The sequence below is a fragment of the Chryseobacterium sp. CG10_8 genome (assembly GCF_058117085.1).
Genome location: NZ_JBYVEB010000075.1, coordinates 1 through 15971 on the forward strand (window position 1 = coordinate 1; position 15971 = coordinate 15971).

At 33.9% G+C, this 15971-nt stretch carries 14 protein-coding genes; all 14 read left to right on the plus strand.

Translation table 11 applies throughout. The features are described 5' to 3' along the window. Window positions 1-377 precede the first annotated feature (377 nt). The 14 genes from AC4AGG_RS11740 to AC4AGG_RS11805 all read left to right on the plus strand — a co-directional run bounded on the left by AC4AGG_RS11740 (window position 378) and on the right by AC4AGG_RS11805 (window position 15835). On the plus strand, window positions 378-1418 hold the full coding sequence (locus tag AC4AGG_RS11740) for an EpsG family protein (RefSeq protein ID WP_489772195.1): 1041 nt from the start codon (window positions 378-380) through the stop codon (window positions 1416-1418). Next, entirely contained in the window at window positions 1409-2566 is a 1158-nt protein-coding gene (locus AC4AGG_RS11745) for a hypothetical protein (protein WP_489772196.1), read from the plus strand. Before AC4AGG_RS11740 ends, AC4AGG_RS11745 begins: the two co-directional genes overlap by 10 nt. Beyond that, window positions 2566-3705: a hypothetical protein gene (locus tag AC4AGG_RS11750; protein ID WP_489772197.1), complete on the plus strand. Its 1140-nt coding sequence runs from the start codon at window positions 2566-2568 to the stop codon at window positions 3703-3705. The genes AC4AGG_RS11745 and AC4AGG_RS11750 overlap by 1 nt, the downstream gene beginning before the upstream one ends. A 28-nt stretch (window positions 3706-3733) precedes the next feature. Beyond that, window positions 3734-4852, plus strand: a complete 1119-nt coding sequence (locus AC4AGG_RS11755; RefSeq protein ID WP_489772198.1) for a glycosyltransferase family 4 protein — start codon at window positions 3734-3736, stop codon at window positions 4850-4852. Window positions 4853-4883: 31 nt separating this feature from the next. Next, complete coding sequence (locus tag AC4AGG_RS11760; RefSeq protein WP_489772199.1) at window positions 4884-5711, plus strand: polysaccharide biosynthesis/export family protein; 828 nt, start codon at window positions 4884-4886, stop codon at window positions 5709-5711. A gap of 3 nt (window positions 5712-5714) precedes the next feature. Beyond that, the gene (locus AC4AGG_RS11765) at window positions 5715-8222 is read left to right on the plus strand and encodes an exopolysaccharide transport family protein (RefSeq protein WP_489772200.1); all 2508 of its coding nucleotides are present in this window, start codon (window positions 5715-5717) and stop codon (window positions 8220-8222) included. Window positions 8223-8417: 195 nt separating this feature from the next. Beyond that, window positions 8418-9308 carry a type IX secretion system protein PorG gene (porG, locus tag AC4AGG_RS11770; protein WP_489772201.1) on the plus strand — a complete coding sequence of 297 codons (891 nt, stop codon included), beginning with the start codon at window positions 8418-8420 and terminating at the stop codon, window positions 9306-9308. Between the two features lies 1 nt (window position 9309). Next, window positions 9310-10053, plus strand: a complete 744-nt coding sequence (uppS, locus tag AC4AGG_RS11775) for a polyprenyl diphosphate synthase (RefSeq protein ID WP_489772202.1) — start codon at window positions 9310-9312, stop codon at window positions 10051-10053. A 27-nt stretch (window positions 10054-10080) separates the two neighbouring features. Next, the gene (gene bamA / locus AC4AGG_RS11780; protein WP_489772203.1) at window positions 10081-12645 is read left to right on the plus strand and encodes an outer membrane protein assembly factor BamA; all 2565 of its coding nucleotides are present in this window, start codon (window positions 10081-10083) and stop codon (window positions 12643-12645) included. Window positions 12646-12649: 4 nt separating this feature from the next. Continuing rightward, the gene (locus AC4AGG_RS11785) at window positions 12650-13195 is read left to right on the plus strand and encodes an OmpH/Skp family outer membrane protein (RefSeq protein WP_489772204.1); all 546 of its coding nucleotides are present in this window, start codon (window positions 12650-12652) and stop codon (window positions 13193-13195) included. A gap of 65 nt (window positions 13196-13260) precedes the next feature. Then, window positions 13261-13767: an OmpH/Skp family outer membrane protein gene (locus AC4AGG_RS11790; protein WP_489772205.1), complete on the plus strand. Its 507-nt coding sequence runs from the start codon at window positions 13261-13263 to the stop codon at window positions 13765-13767. 57 nt (window positions 13768-13824) lie between these two features. Further along, the gene (locus AC4AGG_RS11795; protein WP_489772206.1) at window positions 13825-14310 is read left to right on the plus strand and encodes an acyl-CoA thioesterase; all 486 of its coding nucleotides are present in this window, start codon (window positions 13825-13827) and stop codon (window positions 14308-14310) included. Continuing rightward, complete coding sequence (gene rfbD, locus AC4AGG_RS11800) at window positions 14310-15176, plus strand: dTDP-4-dehydrorhamnose reductase (protein WP_489772207.1); 867 nt, start codon at window positions 14310-14312, stop codon at window positions 15174-15176. Before AC4AGG_RS11795 ends, rfbD begins: the two co-directional genes overlap by 1 nt. After that, window positions 15173-15835: a hypothetical protein gene (locus AC4AGG_RS11805; protein WP_489772208.1), complete on the plus strand. Its 663-nt coding sequence runs from the start codon at window positions 15173-15175 to the stop codon at window positions 15833-15835. The genes rfbD and AC4AGG_RS11805 overlap by 4 nt, the downstream gene beginning before the upstream one ends. Window positions 15836-15971 lie beyond the last annotated feature (136 nt).

The following is a 15971-nucleotide window of genomic DNA, read 5'->3' on the forward strand; positions in this document are numbered from 1 at the left end:
AAGTTTATTTATAGAACCAGCTTTTTTAAAGTTGGTTCTATTTTCTTTTATATCTTAAATTTTAAAATTGATGAATAAGATTACTTTCATTTCTATCAGAAAAGTGTAAATTAAATATTGCTCTTGGTGAAAATTTGGCAAATCAATTTTTAGTTATACAACTTAAAAGTGCTAGATTAAAATTATGTGTTATCTTTGCTTTCCACAATTTTATTTATTGTTTACATTATTTTTTTAATAAGAAAAGACATTAATGTGGACTGAATGAAAAAAATCTATAAATGCCGATACTTCACCCCATATTTTTAGTTCCTTTTTTTCTTCTAATATTTCTTTTGTTTAAGAAGGGAGATTTAGACGACAGGGATTCGCGAAACATGCTTAAGTTTATTGGATTTATTCTTATTATAGCGGCTGGAGGGAGATACTCAGTGGGGGCAGATTACCCTATTTATAAGTCCATGTATGAGCAGGGCTTTCCGGCCTACACAACATATGCCGATGTTTGGAACAAAGCAACATTTGCAGGAAATTCAATGGAGATTGAGTGGGTCTATGTACTGGTTAATAAGATATTCTTTGACCTAGGTTTACCATTTTATGCTGTTACCTTCTTTGTGGCAATTACCTCCTTTGTTATTGTATATAAGGTTACACATAAATATTCACTTTTTCCTGCGTTAAGCTATTTTTATCTCTTTATGCCTGTTTATTTTATTGCGGATTGTGGTCAGATGAGACAAGGCTTAGGGGGCGCGTTTCTTTTGCTTGCGATGAATTATGTTATCGAGAGAAAATTGTGGAAATTTTTGCTGGTGATTTTTATTGCGTTGGGTTTTCATAAGTCCGCCATTATTTTTTTACCCGCTTACTGGCTGGTGCTTTTACCTTGGGATGCTAAAAAATGGCTAGTGTTCTTAGTTATCTCGATTATGCTAGCGCCTTTTGAAGTGTATAATTATTTTGGAGGTATTATAACTAGTCTGGCTCCCGCAGACGTGTCCAATGCATATACGGGATATAATAATGACACCTACTATGGTAATGACATGACGACAAGTTTTGCAGATGCTTTAAATATATTTTTTATTACATTATTGGTTATATATGATAAGGTCGGAGAGAAGAAAGTGTATTACTATGAATATTTTAGAAATTTGACATTTTTTGGCTATTGTTTGTTTTATATTTTTAGAGGAAACGAAATTTTTGCTACAAGGTTACCAGGCGCATATTTTTCACTTGGAGGAACATTTATGATTCCTGGTATTGTTTATGCTGTTTCTTTTAATACTCAGAGGATGTTACGATTGGTGTTTTTGGGTTATTTTCTTTTCTTTTTGTATCTGTTTTCGGTTGGAAATGCCATGAGAGGAGGGTTTACTTGGAGCAAATATCAGAATGTTTTATGGAGGTAAAGAATTATGTTATAAGAAAGCATTTGTTAGAAATCATTTTCATGATTTTTATTTCTGGTGTAATTCTGTTCAAAATTTATTTTTCCTACCTCAACTGCAATGGTTATCCTTTCGCCGATTGGCTTATTAACTATCAAGATGGTGGATTTAAGCGAAGAGGGTTTTTAGGTACTTTAGTTTTTGCGCTGTATGAGTTTTTTGGCGTAAAGGTTCAATATACTGTATTCTTTTTCCAGTTTTTATTCCACTTTTTCTTTTTTTTCTATTTGGTAAAGCTATTGGCTTTGAAAAAGCATAATGTTGTTGAATATTTTTTACTATTTACCCCATTTTGTCTTTGGGGATTTTTTTCTGATTGTGCGATCGGTGCAAGAAAAGATGGTATTCTTTGGTTTTTGATGGCTTATTTTGCATATATTTTAGCAAGCAATAGGTTCAGGGGGAAAAGGGAAATTTTCTTTTATTTTTTGCTTTCCTTATCAGTTTTTATTCATGAAAGTTCTATATTTTTCACTTTGTTTTTTTTAGGACTTTATATTATTGGGAGTACTGGAAATGTTGATGAAAGGAAGATTTTGTTCATTGTTCTGTCTTTAATTGTTCCCACTATTATTGTTTTTGTTTTTGGGATGAAGGAACTTGGAGGAATATATACACAACAAGTTATTTCTGATTGTGGAATTGTGCTTCAGAAGACAGAGAATATTTTTACCTGGAAAGAAAAACAGTTTATCAAAAGTGATTATTATAGAAGGTATTTCAATGGTCATTTGTTGTATTTGATAAGTATTGCAATACAAGTAGGGATCGTTAGTTTTTACTTGTTTATTAGAAAATTTAGTAAGCAAGATATGAGAAAGCTTGTAATTGTTTTTTCTTTATGCATGATTAGTATAGTACCTTTGATTCTTATTGCTGTTGATTTTGGAAGATGGTTCTATGATTTGTTTATTTTACTTTCAATATTGATATTTCTTTTGTTGCAAAATAGTAATGGTGCAAATAATGTGATCTCCTTTAGTAAGCTTAATAATAAGGAGATAGCTTTTATAGTAATAGTAATTGTTTTCAATTTTTCGATTCGAATTCCTTCATGTATTTTTGGTTTACAGATGGGGCTTCCTCTTAGATTTATTTTAGATTTTTGATGAACATAGAACGTTTTTTTTCAAAAGAGTCCAATAAATTCATTGTTAAGGCATTGATTATTTTGGCATATTTGTATACCATCTTTTTTACGTTAGTTCATAATCTAAAGTCTGAAGGGTACATTCTTGGTGATTGGTTAATTAACTATCAGGATGGAGGGTTCAAGAGACGAGGATTATCTGGCAGCTTCTTTTTTCTTTTGCAAGACCTCACCGGAATTAGACTAAATGTTTTGGTGTATTTGTTTCAGTTCTTTGTAATAACTTTTTTCTTCTACACTTTCTACAAAATAGTTAGAAGCAAAAATATTTCTGTATTTTACCTTTCCTTAATTTTCTCAGCGCTTGGTTTTGTAGGCCTTTTTAATTCCGTTGATTACGTCGGAAAAAAAGAGTTTTTATTATTTGCTATTTTTACTTATTATGTGTATCTCTTAGATAAAGGTAAGTTGAGCGAGAAGAAGGAAAGGATTATTTGCGTGCTTTTGTTTGTTGCAACATTGTTTCATGAAATTACACTTTTTTTTATTCCTTATTTTCTTGTTGCAAAGTATTATAAAACAGGTGATCGAAATTACTTTTCTTATACTAAGTATTTTTTGGCAGTCTTTATTCCGTCTATTGCAATCATGCTTTTTGGAAAGGAAATTAATGAAGGTCATTCACTGGAAATTCTTCGTGAGAGAGGAGTAGTTTTCACTAAAGGGATTTTCTTTTGGGATGCTGTTGATGAAAAAGCTGTTTTGCGAGATAGGTTAAATGATTTTTTACCATATTTTGCTGGCCTATTACTGAGTGCTTTACATTTAACTTTTTATTTGTATCAGGAACAATATAACCGCAAAAAAATAGGCCTTTTTTTATGCTTAGCTTTCTTATACTCGTTGCCATTATTTTACTTAGGATTAGATTGGGGAAGGTGGCTTTACGTGCATATGATGATGATCATAATTTTAATGGGCACGATGATTGATAGCAGTAGCAAAAACACGCCTTCGAAAAATGTTCTTGTTATTGTCTTTTTTATAATAATTTTTTCGTTGATTTATAGAGTAGAACTTTCGGGTCTTTTTACCTTTGAGGGTTTCTTCTATCGCGTTTTTATTGCTCCTAGAGCGCTGCTAGAAAAGATGTTTTAAATTAATTTATTAAAAAGAATTAACAGTTTTGAATAATATTGATTTTATTATAGATACCGCTGGATTACCGTTATTTTGGGTGAAGCTCGTTTTAGGCTTTGTGATTTCTTTTTTTATCACTTTTTTTTCCATACCAACAATTAACAAGATTTCGAGGAGGAAGAACTTGATGGATGAGCCGGGGGTTAGAAGTTCACATGTTAGAAAGATTGCTAATCTTGGTGGTATTGCTATTTTTTATTCAATAGGAGTATGTGCTCCCATTTTTGCTTATGAGCTTTTCGAGTCTTATAAATTTTTGTTTGCCTCCTTAGTAATACTCCTCTATATAGGAGTTATGGATGATATTGTTGTTATGCGCGCATACAAGAAGTTGATTGTTCAAATTTTGGTTTCTTTACTGATTGTACTTGGGTCAGATGTAAGAATTAGAAGTTTGTTTGGGTTGTTTGGCGTTTATGAGATTAATTATTTTTTCAGTGTGCTTGTCAGTGTCATTACTTTTATCATATTAATTAATGCTTTTAATTTAATTGATGGTATTGATGGATTAGCTGGGAGTTACTCTGTTTTATGTAGCTCATTCTTTGCCGTAAGTTATTATAGACTTGGTGAATATAACTTTCCATTAGTGGTATTTTGTGTTGTTATTATTGGCGCTGTGTTAGCATTTCTGTATTATAATTTATCGAATTATCGGACCAACAAAATTTTCATGGGGGATACAGGTTCCATGATTTTGGGCTTTCTTTTAGCTTTTACAGCTGTCAGTTTTATTGATATTTTTATTGATAAACATAATCCAATGATACCGCGGTATCATCTTCTGAGTGCGCCTGTAATTGCAGTAGCAATTCTTATACTACCAATCGTGGACACGCTCAATGTTATTATTATTCGCTTAGTCAATAGAAAATCGCCTTTTGAAGCTGATAAAAACCATATTCATCACAAACTTTTGAAGCTGGGGTTAACTCATAGGAGATCTACATTTTATATCAATGTTTACTATATAATCATTGTTGCAGTTGCCTATGGGTTAAGACATTTGGAATTAAATCTCCTTCTACTGATTTTAATTATTCTGGGTTTTGTTGGAGCTTATTTGCCCGACTTGATATCAAAATTTAGAAAAAATCATAATTAAACATTATTTTTGCAAAACAATTTATAAATCGATGAACAAAAAATTTTTGATAATCATTGCCATTTTTTCCTTATTTCTGCAGTCGTGTATCACAACAAAAGAGGTAAGATATAAACAGCCAAGTGAAAGTCTTGTGATTAATGAAGAAGGGCTTGTGCCCTATAGTACTACAGAGTATCGAATTAGAAAAGACGACGTCTTGATATTAAACATTGTCACGACTCCAAAGGGAGATGCGACGCAATTTTACTCTAATTTAAACGCAAGTGAAAATGGGCTTCATGTTTCTAGTAGGTCTGGAGGTGAACAAGGTGCTGGTCCGTATTTTTCAGGTTTGAGGGTAGATGCAAGAGGAGATATTAACGTTTTTGGAATGGGATATATAAAGGCAGAGGGAAGAACCTTAGACGATGTTGCTGCAGAGATACAATCAAGGGTTAATGAAAATTTTGTAGAAGGAAAATCAGAAGTAAGATTAACCCTGGACGGAATACACTATTATGTTTTGGGAGATATTGAGACCACCGGTATGACTGGTGAAAAGGTTGCTTATAAACAGAATATTAATATTATGGAAGCGCTCGCTCAGAATGGAGGGCTTAACAGAAGTATTGATAGGAAGAATGTGACACTTGAAAGGAAATTTCCCGAAGGGACCAAGAGTGTTAATCTAGACTTAACCCGTGAAGATATTGCTAATTCTCCTTATTATTGGCTTCAGAACGGTGATTTGATTTACCTTAAAACTAGACCAAAAAGCTTTTATGGATTTGGAAAAGATCCTCTTTCAACGCTTACCACAGGTGTGACAATTCTCACAACGGTACTTTCCATTTATGTAATTTTTACTAAATTTTAGAAAATGATTCCAGAAAAAGTACAAGCTGAATCGGCCTATGGAGCGCCTCAGAAGGAAAAAGTTGGATCATTTGCTTTTTTTGATCCAGAGCATTTCTTGCATCGTTTACTAATGAATTGGTATTGGTTTCTTATTTTAGGAGCTATTGGCTACGGAATTGCTTGGGTATATGCCAAGTATTATGCAACACGTGTCTATGAATCAAGTCTTACTTTGAGTATTTCGAATAATACCTCCTCGTATTTTACTCCTAATCAATCGATTAATTTCATCTGGGGACAAGGTGGTAACCAAGATGGTGTTTTTTTGAAGAAGCTATTATTATCTAGAACGCATAATGAATTTTTGGTTAATGAGCTTAACCTATACACCAATTATTCTACCAAAGGATTAATCAAAGAAACCTATCTAGATAAAGATGATTCTCCGGTATTTTTGGAAATTGATAGAGATCATTTGCAACAAGTTGATTACGCAATAACTTTGGTGCCGAAAGGAGAGGATAAGTATGAAATTGTATTGCCAGAAGCAGGACACTCAACCAATCTTTATGATTATAGTATTGAAGGATACAAATCAATTAAGCCTTACACTGCGCCGCAAAATAGGATATTGAAAATAGGGCAGTGGTTTGAGACCCCCAATTTGAAATTCAAATTGGTTAAGAATCCTATGCCAGCCGATATTAAGTTTGGGAATATTATTGTAAAACTATCTACTGTCAATGCAGCCGTTTCAGGAATTGTTAATAACCTTCGAGTTGATTTTGATAAGGAGATTGGTACTATGATGATAGTTTCTAAGCGAGGATATAATCTTAATGGGACCGTGCGTTTTCTCAATACCTCCATTGAGGAATTAAAAAAGAAGCGTTTAAGAGATCGAAATACTGTTGATAAAAACACTAAAGATTATCTTGCGGAAAGTCTTGGTAAAATGAGGAAAAAGTTGGATTCAAGTGCTCAAGAAATGAATTTTCTAAAAGTAAATGAAGGGCTTTATGATATCAAAAACTTGGATACCCGTTCTTTGCAAACAATTAAAGATTTAGAAACACAAAAGGCTCAGTTGGCTACTCAAGTCAACACTTTGAACGCAATTAAGAGGATTCTCTCTTCTCAGAATTTAGATCAGATGATAAGTGCAGATGCTGCAGGTATTAATGATGGCATGTTTAATGCAACAGTTTCAGATTTGAAATCGTTGTATGCAAGACGTCGCGAATTATCTACGATTTATACTGCAAATTCTGAACCTATGAGGGAGATTAACCGTTTGATAAGTGAGGCGAGGGTTAATTCTAATAATTCACTGAAAAATTACTACGCTCAGTTTTACAATCAACTTAATAGTATAAATGCTAAGATCAGTAATGCCAGTTCTGATTTGTCAACATTTCCAGAGAAGGAAAGAAAATATCTTGATGCTGAAAGAGGATATAATATGATTTTAGCTTCCTATAATTCTCTCCTCACAAAGTTGAATGATACCCAGATTAGATTGGAAACCAACAACTCGGATATTAGCATTATAGATTACGCTAAGAATCTTGGTCAGGGTCCAGTGGCACCTAATGTAAAGCAGACGCAAACAATTATCATAGGGAGTCTCTTACTTATTCCCTTGCTTTTCTTGTTAGGGGCTGAACTTTTGGATAACAAAATTAGAAATATTAAAGAGCTACTTTCAGCGACTAAGATTCCTATGTTAGGCGTTATCGGAACCAATACCTATGAGAACAACCTTACAGTAATAGAGCAACCGAAATCTTCTATTTCTGAGGCCTTTAGAGGTGTCAGAGCTAATCTTAGATTTTTACTAAATGAAGACGGACACAGTAAAGTCATTTTAGTAACATCTTCTGTTGGTGGTGAAGGTAAAACATATACCTCTATCAATATTGCATCAGTTCTTGGGCTAAGCGGTAAGAAGACGATTTTGCTTGGTATGGACCTCAGAAAACCAAAGATTTTTGGAGATTTCAATATCAATAATAAGTATGGAATTTCTAATTATCTTACTGGAGAAGTGGAAATGGAGCAAATTATTAATTCAACCAAGGTTCCGGATTTGTTTGTAGCTACTTCTGGACCAATTCCACCTAACCCGTCTGAGCTATTGATGAGTAATAAGAATATTCAGTTTATTGAAGATCTTAAGAAAGAATTTGATTTTATTGTCATTGATTCGCCTCCAGTTGGTCTAGTAGCAGACTCTTTTGAATTAATGAAGTATGCAGATGCTACAGTATATGTTGTTAGACATGAGTATACAGAAAAGTATATGCTGAAAATGATTACAGAAAAGTATCACAAGAATGAAGTAGAACATCTTGGATTGGTATATAACGACTTCTCTAACAAGCAGGGAGGTTATGGATATGGTTACGGATATGGTTACGGATATGGTTACGGGTACGGCTATGGATATTTTGATGAAGACAAAAACTATGAAGAACCAACCCTTATCAAGATCAGAAACAGAATACAGAAGATATTTAATCGAAATTAAAAAAGTATCCCTAATTATTAGGGATACTTTTTTATCATAATTTCGAATTTTTTAATACGTTCACAAAATTTGAGCATAATTTCTCAAAAATTATATTTTTTTGTCTATATTTAACTTCTTTTTAAGAATTCCACTAATATAAAAATGTTTTATATTTGCACAGAATAATATGTTAACCATAAACCATATGTTCCTATGAGTAAAAAGATAATTATTGGCTTCTTTGTTTTTGCAGTTTCCATTGCGAATATGAACGCACAAAGACATGAGTTGGGCTTGCGTTTCGGAAGTAGCAGTCTAGTTGGAGATATCGGAAGAACCAGTTATCTGCTTCATAAGCCTATTAAGCCAATGTCGGAATTTGGTTTACCAGTTTATGCAGGTGTTATCTACAGAATGAATTTTAACCCTTATCAGACCTTAAGATTTGATGTTGGTTATAATCAAATTCAGTTTGATGATAGAGTAGCAAAGGAACAATATCGTAGAAACCGTCAAATGTACGGTTCTAATGATGTTTGGGAAGCTGATGTAATGTTCGAATATAACTTTTTTCCAGTTAATAACGAGCAGAAGAAAGGATTAGTAAGTCCTTATATTTTTGGTGGAATTGGAGCTATGCTATTTGATGTTTCTAAAGCTACTATGGCTCACGATTTTTATCGTGATAGTGATGGAGTAGCCATTGCGCCTACTAGTGAGACGGATTTCTTTTCGACAGTAGGTTATGATTCAGAAAGAAAAGCAACAATGTATATTCCATTTGGTTTAGGTTTGAAGTACAAATTTAACTATAATTGGGCGATTTCAGCAGAAGCGATGTTCCGATACACCTTCTCTGATCAGTTAGATTATAGCGAATTGACAGACAAAGATTTGCAACCGACATATAACGCAGATATTTTGAGTCCAGCAACAGGAACATCACTATTGCAGACTGGAGTGTATTATAGTACAGCAAAAGAACGAGAAAACGAATTTCTAAAAAATAGACGAGTTGGCGATCCTAATTCCAATGATTGGATTAATAGTGTTACCTTAGGAATAACATATTCTTTCGGAAGACCTCCTTGTTATTGTGACTAATATGTCTTCTAAAAAAGAAAAAATAAACCCCGATAATTTACCGAAGCACGTTGCCATCATTATGGATGGAAACGGAAGATGGGCAAAATCCAAAGGTGAAGAACGTACTTTTGGTCATCGCAATGCCATTGATGCAGTACGAAGTGCAATTAATGCTTGTAACGAAATCCATATTCCGTACCTCACGTTATATACCTTTTCTTCAGAGAATTGGAGTCGTCCAGACAACGAAGTAGATACCTTGATGAATCTTCTTTCTGAGACTTTATTGCTTGAAGCGGAGGAAATATTTACCAAAGGATTGCGTTTACATGTCATAGGAGAAACGGAGAAATTGCCATCGTTGGTAAGAGACCAATTACTTAATGTGATAAAGCTTACGGAGAATAATACCAAGGGTAACCTGATTTTAGCATTAAGCTATGGTTCGCAAAAGGAGATTCTTAGAGCGGTAAAACAAATTAGTGAGGAGGTCAAAAGTGGAGATCTTGCAATTGAGGAGATTAATGAAGCGGTTTTCGAAAACCATTTGTACACAAAGGATTTTCCGCCAGTGGATTTATTAATCAGGACGAGTGGAGAAGTGAGAGTAAGTAACTTTTTGCTATGGCAGATAGCGTATGCAGAGATGCAGTTTTTAGATGTGCTATGGCCAGACTTCAACAAAGAAATCTTTTTTCAGTGCATTCTGGATTATCAAAGTTCCGAAAGGAGATTTGGTAAAACAAGTGAGCAAATTAAATAATTAATAAAGAAAAGTAGTATATACATAATGAAACTGAAGTTTGTATTTGTAATCATGGTGCTCATGTCGGCGAATTTTTTTGCTCAGGTAGAGACACCACAAAACAATCAGGATAACCAACCTGAAGTTACGCAAGAGCAGAAAGGGACTTATATTTTGAAGGACATTGTTGTCGATGGAGTGAAGCGATACTCTTCAGCGCAGGTACTAAGATTTACAGGACTATACAAAGGCGAGACCGTTGACATTCCTGGACAAAAAATTAGTAATGGTATCAAAAAACTTTGGGAGACCGATCAGTTCTCAGAAGTGGAGGTGTATGTACAAAGCATCGAAGGAGAAAATGTTATTTTGAAATTCTATCTTCAAGACCTTAAGGAATTAGGAGAGATTGAATTTACAGGTAAAGGAATGAATAAATCCAAAAAAGAAAAATTGGTAAAAGATCATAACTTGAAACCTGGAACTAAAATCACTAAGGATTTGGTTTCTTCTCTGAAGAACGATATCCCTAAAGATTATCAAAAGAAAGGATTTTCGGATGCCAAGGTAAGTATCAAAGATAAAGTCAATTCAAGTGACCCTAATCTAGTAGACTGGACTATTGATGTTGACAAAGGAAAAAGAATCAAGATTGACCACATCGAGTTTGAAGGAAACCAAATGGTCACTGATGCTAAGTTGAGAAAGAAAGGCTTCAAGGAAACTAAAGAAAAGAGGTTTGGTATTGGTGGTATTTTGAAATCATCCAAATACATTCCGGAAAAGTATGAAGAGGATAAAGTAAAATTAGTTGAATATTACAACTCATTGGGTTATCGTGATGCAACTATCATTTCTGATTCAGTTTATAGAAACAAAAAGAATAACTACGAGATTAACGTAGATTTGAAGGAGGGAAAAAAATATTACATTGGTGATATTTCATTTACAGGTAATACGGCATTCTCTACTGATTATTTAGAAAGAGTTCTAGGATATAAGAAGGGAGATATTTATGATGCAGTTGGTTTCAATAAGAAAGTTGGAGAAGACGGAGGTAAAGAAGATGATTCTGATATTAAGTCCAATTATAATAATAATGGTTTCTTATTTTCAACTGTAACTCCAGTCGAAAAATCGGTGGTTGGAGATTCAATTAATCTAGAAGTTAGAATTAATGAAGGAGAAAAAGCAACTTGGGATAAAGTGACTTGGAGTGGCAATACGACAACTCATGACCACGTAATTCTTCGTTCTTTAAGAACTAAACCGGGAGACCTTTTTAGAAAAGGCGATATCAAAAGAACGTATTTCGAATTAGGAGGCATGCAGTTTTTTGATCCACAACAGATTAGTCCAGATGTTAATCCTAACCAAGTAAATAATACTGTTGATGTTCACTGGAACTTAGTCGAGAAAGGATCTTCGCAAGTTCAGTTACAAGCGGGTTATGGTGGAGACACCTTTATTGGTACGCTTGGTCTAACGTTTAATAATTTTTCTTTGAGAAATTTCTTGAAACTGAAGGGATTTAATCCAGTTCCGCAGGGAGATGGACAGACACTTTCTATTCAGGCACAAGCAGGACAGTATTTCCAAAACTACGGTATTTCATTCGTGGAGCCATGGTTGTTTGGAACTAAGCCAACAGCACTATCTTTAGGAGTTAATCAGTCTTTAGTTAATTATGACTATTCTGATTCTGCTTATTCATCTTACGCAACTGGTACTGCAAATCAAAAATTAAACATCTTTACTGCTAATGCTGGTTTGTCAAGAAGATTGACTTGGCCAGATGATTGGTTCAATCTGTATACTGGTATCCAATATCAGAACTATAAATTTGATAACTATCCATTTCAGTTTGGAGAAACAACTGTATATAATGGAACGGCTAAAAACTTTAACATTAATCTTGGTCTAAGCAGAAATTCAGCTGGAGTAGATCCAATTTTCCCAACTTCAGGGTCTAACATTGAAGCTTCATTGAAGTTTACGCCACCATATTCACTATTCAGTAACAAAGATTATTCTTCAATGCCTTTGGCTGAGAAGTATAAATGGATGGAATATTTCAAAGTTAAATTCAAATTTGATGGATACAATGAAATTATTGGAAAACTAGTGATGAGAGCAACTGCGGAAATGGGATTCATGGATGGATATAACCAAGAATTAGGAGCGCCGCCATTCGAGAGATTTTATATGGGAGGTACTGGACTTTATGGAGGAAGATATGATGGTAGAGAGTTGATCCCTTTAAGAGGTTACGAAAATGCAAGCACTTACGGAGGAGGAATAGATGATATTACTCAGACTGGTGGAGGTACTATTTACAATCGTTTTTCGTTAGAGTTAAGATATCCAATCTCAATGAGCCAAACTGCAAAAATATTCGGACTAACATTTATTGAAGGTGGAAATGTTTGGAATTCTTGGGGAGCATATAATCCTTTCCAGTTGAAGAGGTCTGCAGGTTTTGGTGTGAGAGTTTATATGGGTGCATTTGGTTTGATTGGATTTGACTTTGCTTACGGTTTCGACAAAACACTCTACGGATCCGAGCCTTCAGGATGGAAACCACATTTCTTGATGAACCAGACATTGTAAAAACATGAAAAACCTAAAAAATTTCTTTGTTCTCTCTTTTATGCTAATAGGCTTGAGTGCCTTTTCGCAGAAGATAGGAGTTGTTGACACCAACTATATATTGGAAAGGTTGCCAGATTATAAAAGTGCAAACGAAAGATTACAGTCTCAGATTGCTACTTGGGAGTCAGAGATTGCTAATCAGCAATCACAATTTGAACAGAAGAAATCTGCTTTTGAGAATGAAAGAATTCTACTTCATGGTGATGAGTTGAAGCAGAGAGAAAGAGAAGTTTTGGATTTGGAGAATAACATTAAGACCACTTTAAGTTTGAGATTCGGTACCAATGGAGAGATTGCTCAGTTGAGAGCAAATATGGTTCAGCCTTTTCAAGATGAAATTTGGGAAGCAATAAAAACAATTTCTGAAAAAAACGGTCTTGGCATAGTCTTAGATAAAAGCAATAATGTGAGTGTTATTTTTTTACAGAAAAGATATGATTATACTGAGAAAGTTTTAGATTTGCTAACCAAAGGAACAACAGGTAAGTCTTCGAAATCAAAAAAATAACTGTAGAATTTAACTTATAACCTAATTATTAATCAAAAAAATCAATAAACAATCTAAATAAAATTATGAAAAATTTAAAAGTATTATTTGCAGCAGCAGTAATGTTCATTGCAGGAGGTTTTACAAATGCTCAAAAATTTGCAACTGTAGATGTTGCCTCAATCATAACTAACTTGCCAGAAATGAAAAAAGCAGAGGCTCAATTAGAAGCTTATCAAAAGGCAAAAGAAGCTGAACTTAAAAAGGAAGGTGATGCTTTCCAAGCAGAAGTTGAAAAATATCAGACTGTTGATGGAGCGAAGATGACGCAAGAGCAAAGAAAAGCTAAGGAAGATGAATTGCAAAAGAAGCAAACTGAGATTCAGAAGAAATTAGTTGCAGCTCAACAAGAGTTAGCTAAGAAAAGAGATGAAGCTTTCGGACCAATTGAAGCTAAAATCCAAGCAGCAATCGATAAAGTTGCAAAAGCTAATTCTTGGGATTTTGTAATGAGTGCAAACTCTGATTTGTTTCTTTACAAAAATGGCCCGGATGCTACAGCTGCGGTAAAAAAAGAACTTGGTTTACAATAAGTAAAAATATTTCAAATATAGCCACCTCTTTTAGAGGTGGTTTTTTATTTTTGTATCATGAACAAAGAAATTTCTACCAAAGTCAAGGTGCGATTTAGTGATTGTGATCCGATAGGTCACCTTAATAATGTGAAGTATTTGGAGTATATGCTCAATGCAAGGGAAGATCATGTAGAAGAATTTTATGGTTTTACCTATGAAGAGTATTCTCGACAGACTGGTTGCACTTGGATTGCTATTCAGAATGAAATTGCGTATCTCAAAGAAGTAAGGTATAATTCAAAAGTGGTAATCTCTAGTAAAACGATTGATATCAAGGAGCGGTTAGCCAAAGTTGAGATCTTAATGAAAAGTGAAGACGAGCAGACAATTCACGCTGTTCTTTGGATAAGTGTCATCTATTTTAACATGAAGACAAGACAATCTCAAGCGCAGCCTAAAGAAGTTCAAGATCTTTTTAACAAGTTTTGGGTTCAACTTCCGCAGAAGACATTTTCGGAAAGAGTTGATTTTTTACGTAGAGAAAACAAAAAACAAAATTAATGAAACAAAATATTATAATTATTGGTGCTAATGGCCAACTGGGTAAATGTGTTGAAAGTATTGCTCCGCAATTTGAAGACCAATTCGAATTTGTTTATACAACTTATGACAATCTTGATATTACAAATTACTCTCAAGTAGAAGAGTGGTTTGAAAGTGTCAAACCTGTCTATTGTATTAATGCTTCTGCTTATACCGCTGTTGATTTAGCCGAAACCGAAAGAGAAAAAGCATTCAAGGTGAATGCGACAGGTGTTGCTCATTTAGCGAAGGCATGTTTTAAGACGGGAGCGACATTGATTCATGTCTCAACAGATTACGTTTTTGATGGTGAGACTGATTTGACATATTCGGAAGATGACTTGACTAGTCCAATTAATGTTTATGGAGAATCTAAGAGAAAGGGAGAGGAACTTGCTTTGGAAGTTAATCCACATACTATTATTATTAGAACATCTTGGTTATATTCAGAGTTCAATAATAATTTTGTGAAGACCATGTTAAGATTATTTTCTGATCGTGATGAGCTTAATATTGTAGCAGATCAATTTGGACAACCAACTTATGCAGGAGATTTAGCAGAGGCTATCATGAAAATCATTGTTCATAAAGATAAAAAGTTTGGGATTTATCATTTTTCTAACCAGCCAGAAACGACTTGGTTTGTATTTGCTCAAAAGATCGCAGAATTGTCTGGATCTAAAATCAAACTTAATCCAATCGAGACCAAAGACTATCTCACTCCGGCGAAGAGGCCGCACAGAAGTACTATGTCTTTGGATAAAATAGAAGCCGATTATCGTATTGAGCTTAAAGATTGGGAAGAGAGTCTAGAGAAGTGTCTTCAAATTCTTTTACAAAAATGAGAAAAGCTGTAATCATTTTCGGTTGTATAGTTTCTTTTAGTTCGCTCTTGGGACAAGAAGTCAGCTTTAATAAGATTGTTAAAGTTCATGAAGGTAGTTCCAAAGAATTACTAAGACTCGAGGATTTACCAGAGCATAATGAGTATTTAGGTGAACTTGAAGTCACTGGAATTTTATCTTCGAATCAAGAGGCTTTTACATATATATATAATAAGGCAAAAGAAGTTGGAGCTAATACATATATATATATACCTTTTGAGACCATTGATGGTTCTACCCCCAAATTTAATCCTCAGCATTATCGTTTAGCTTTATATTATGTAGAGAAAGAAGATATAAAAGAATCTGCCCCTTCCGTATACTTATTTTCATCAGAGAAGAAGCAGGGTATTAGAGTCAATCATCAAGATTATTCACTTCCTCCAAAAAGTTTTATTAAACTAAATGTTACCCCAGGGCAGCAGATTGATATCTCAACAAAGAAGTTTTTAGGTTCAACAGTAAAGTTTGTTGCAGGAAGTGATTCCAAATATTTACTATGTCAATCCTTTCATGTAAAGGCTGAAGAAGGTTTGAATATTAAGTCTGGGGATATATTACCACTTGATAAATCTTACGCTAGATTTCTTACACTTATATATAATAAGGTGCTTCCGTAGCTCATATTATACAGGAAAGCAAACACTACAGAATATTATGTTAAATTTTAGCGCTGTAAATGTGCTAGTTAGGCTTTTTGTGGTAAAAATATGCCAATAAAGTTTGTGGATACCAGAAAACACCCTACTTTTGCAG

Bases quoted from the DNA above. Each gene is read 5' to 3' on its own strand.
- AC4AGG_RS11740 (WP_489772195.1), top strand. From the start codon at position 378: ATGCTTAAGTTTATTGGATTTATTCTTATTATAGCGGCTGGAGGGAGA.
- AC4AGG_RS11745 (WP_489772196.1), top strand. From the start codon at position 1,409: ATGGAGGTAAAGAATTATGTTATAAGAAAGCATTTGTTAGAAATCATT.
- AC4AGG_RS11750 (WP_489772197.1), top strand. From the start codon at position 2,566: ATGAACATAGAACGTTTTTTTTCAAAAGAGTCCAATAAATTCATTGTT.
- AC4AGG_RS11760 (WP_489772199.1), top strand. From the start codon at position 4,884: ATGAACAAAAAATTTTTGATAATCATTGCCATTTTTTCCTTATTTCTG.
- AC4AGG_RS11765 (WP_489772200.1), top strand. From the start codon at position 5,715: ATGATTCCAGAAAAAGTACAAGCTGAATCGGCCTATGGAGCGCCTCAG.
- porG (WP_489772201.1), top strand. From the start codon at position 8,418: ATGAGTAAAAAGATAATTATTGGCTTCTTTGTTTTTGCAGTTTCCATT.
- uppS (WP_489772202.1), top strand. From the start codon at position 9,310: ATGTCTTCTAAAAAAGAAAAAATAAACCCCGATAATTTACCGAAGCAC.
- bamA (WP_489772203.1), top strand. From the start codon at position 10,081: ATGAAACTGAAGTTTGTATTTGTAATCATGGTGCTCATGTCGGCGAAT.
- AC4AGG_RS11785 (WP_489772204.1), top strand. From the start codon at position 12,650: ATGAAAAACCTAAAAAATTTCTTTGTTCTCTCTTTTATGCTAATAGGC.
- AC4AGG_RS11790 (WP_489772205.1), top strand. From the start codon at position 13,261: ATGAAAAATTTAAAAGTATTATTTGCAGCAGCAGTAATGTTCATTGCA.
- AC4AGG_RS11795 (WP_489772206.1), top strand. From the start codon at position 13,825: ATGAACAAAGAAATTTCTACCAAAGTCAAGGTGCGATTTAGTGATTGT.
- rfbD (WP_489772207.1), top strand. From the start codon at position 14,310: ATGAAACAAAATATTATAATTATTGGTGCTAATGGCCAACTGGGTAAA.
- AC4AGG_RS11805 (WP_489772208.1), top strand. From the start codon at position 15,173: ATGAGAAAAGCTGTAATCATTTTCGGTTGTATAGTTTCTTTTAGTTCG.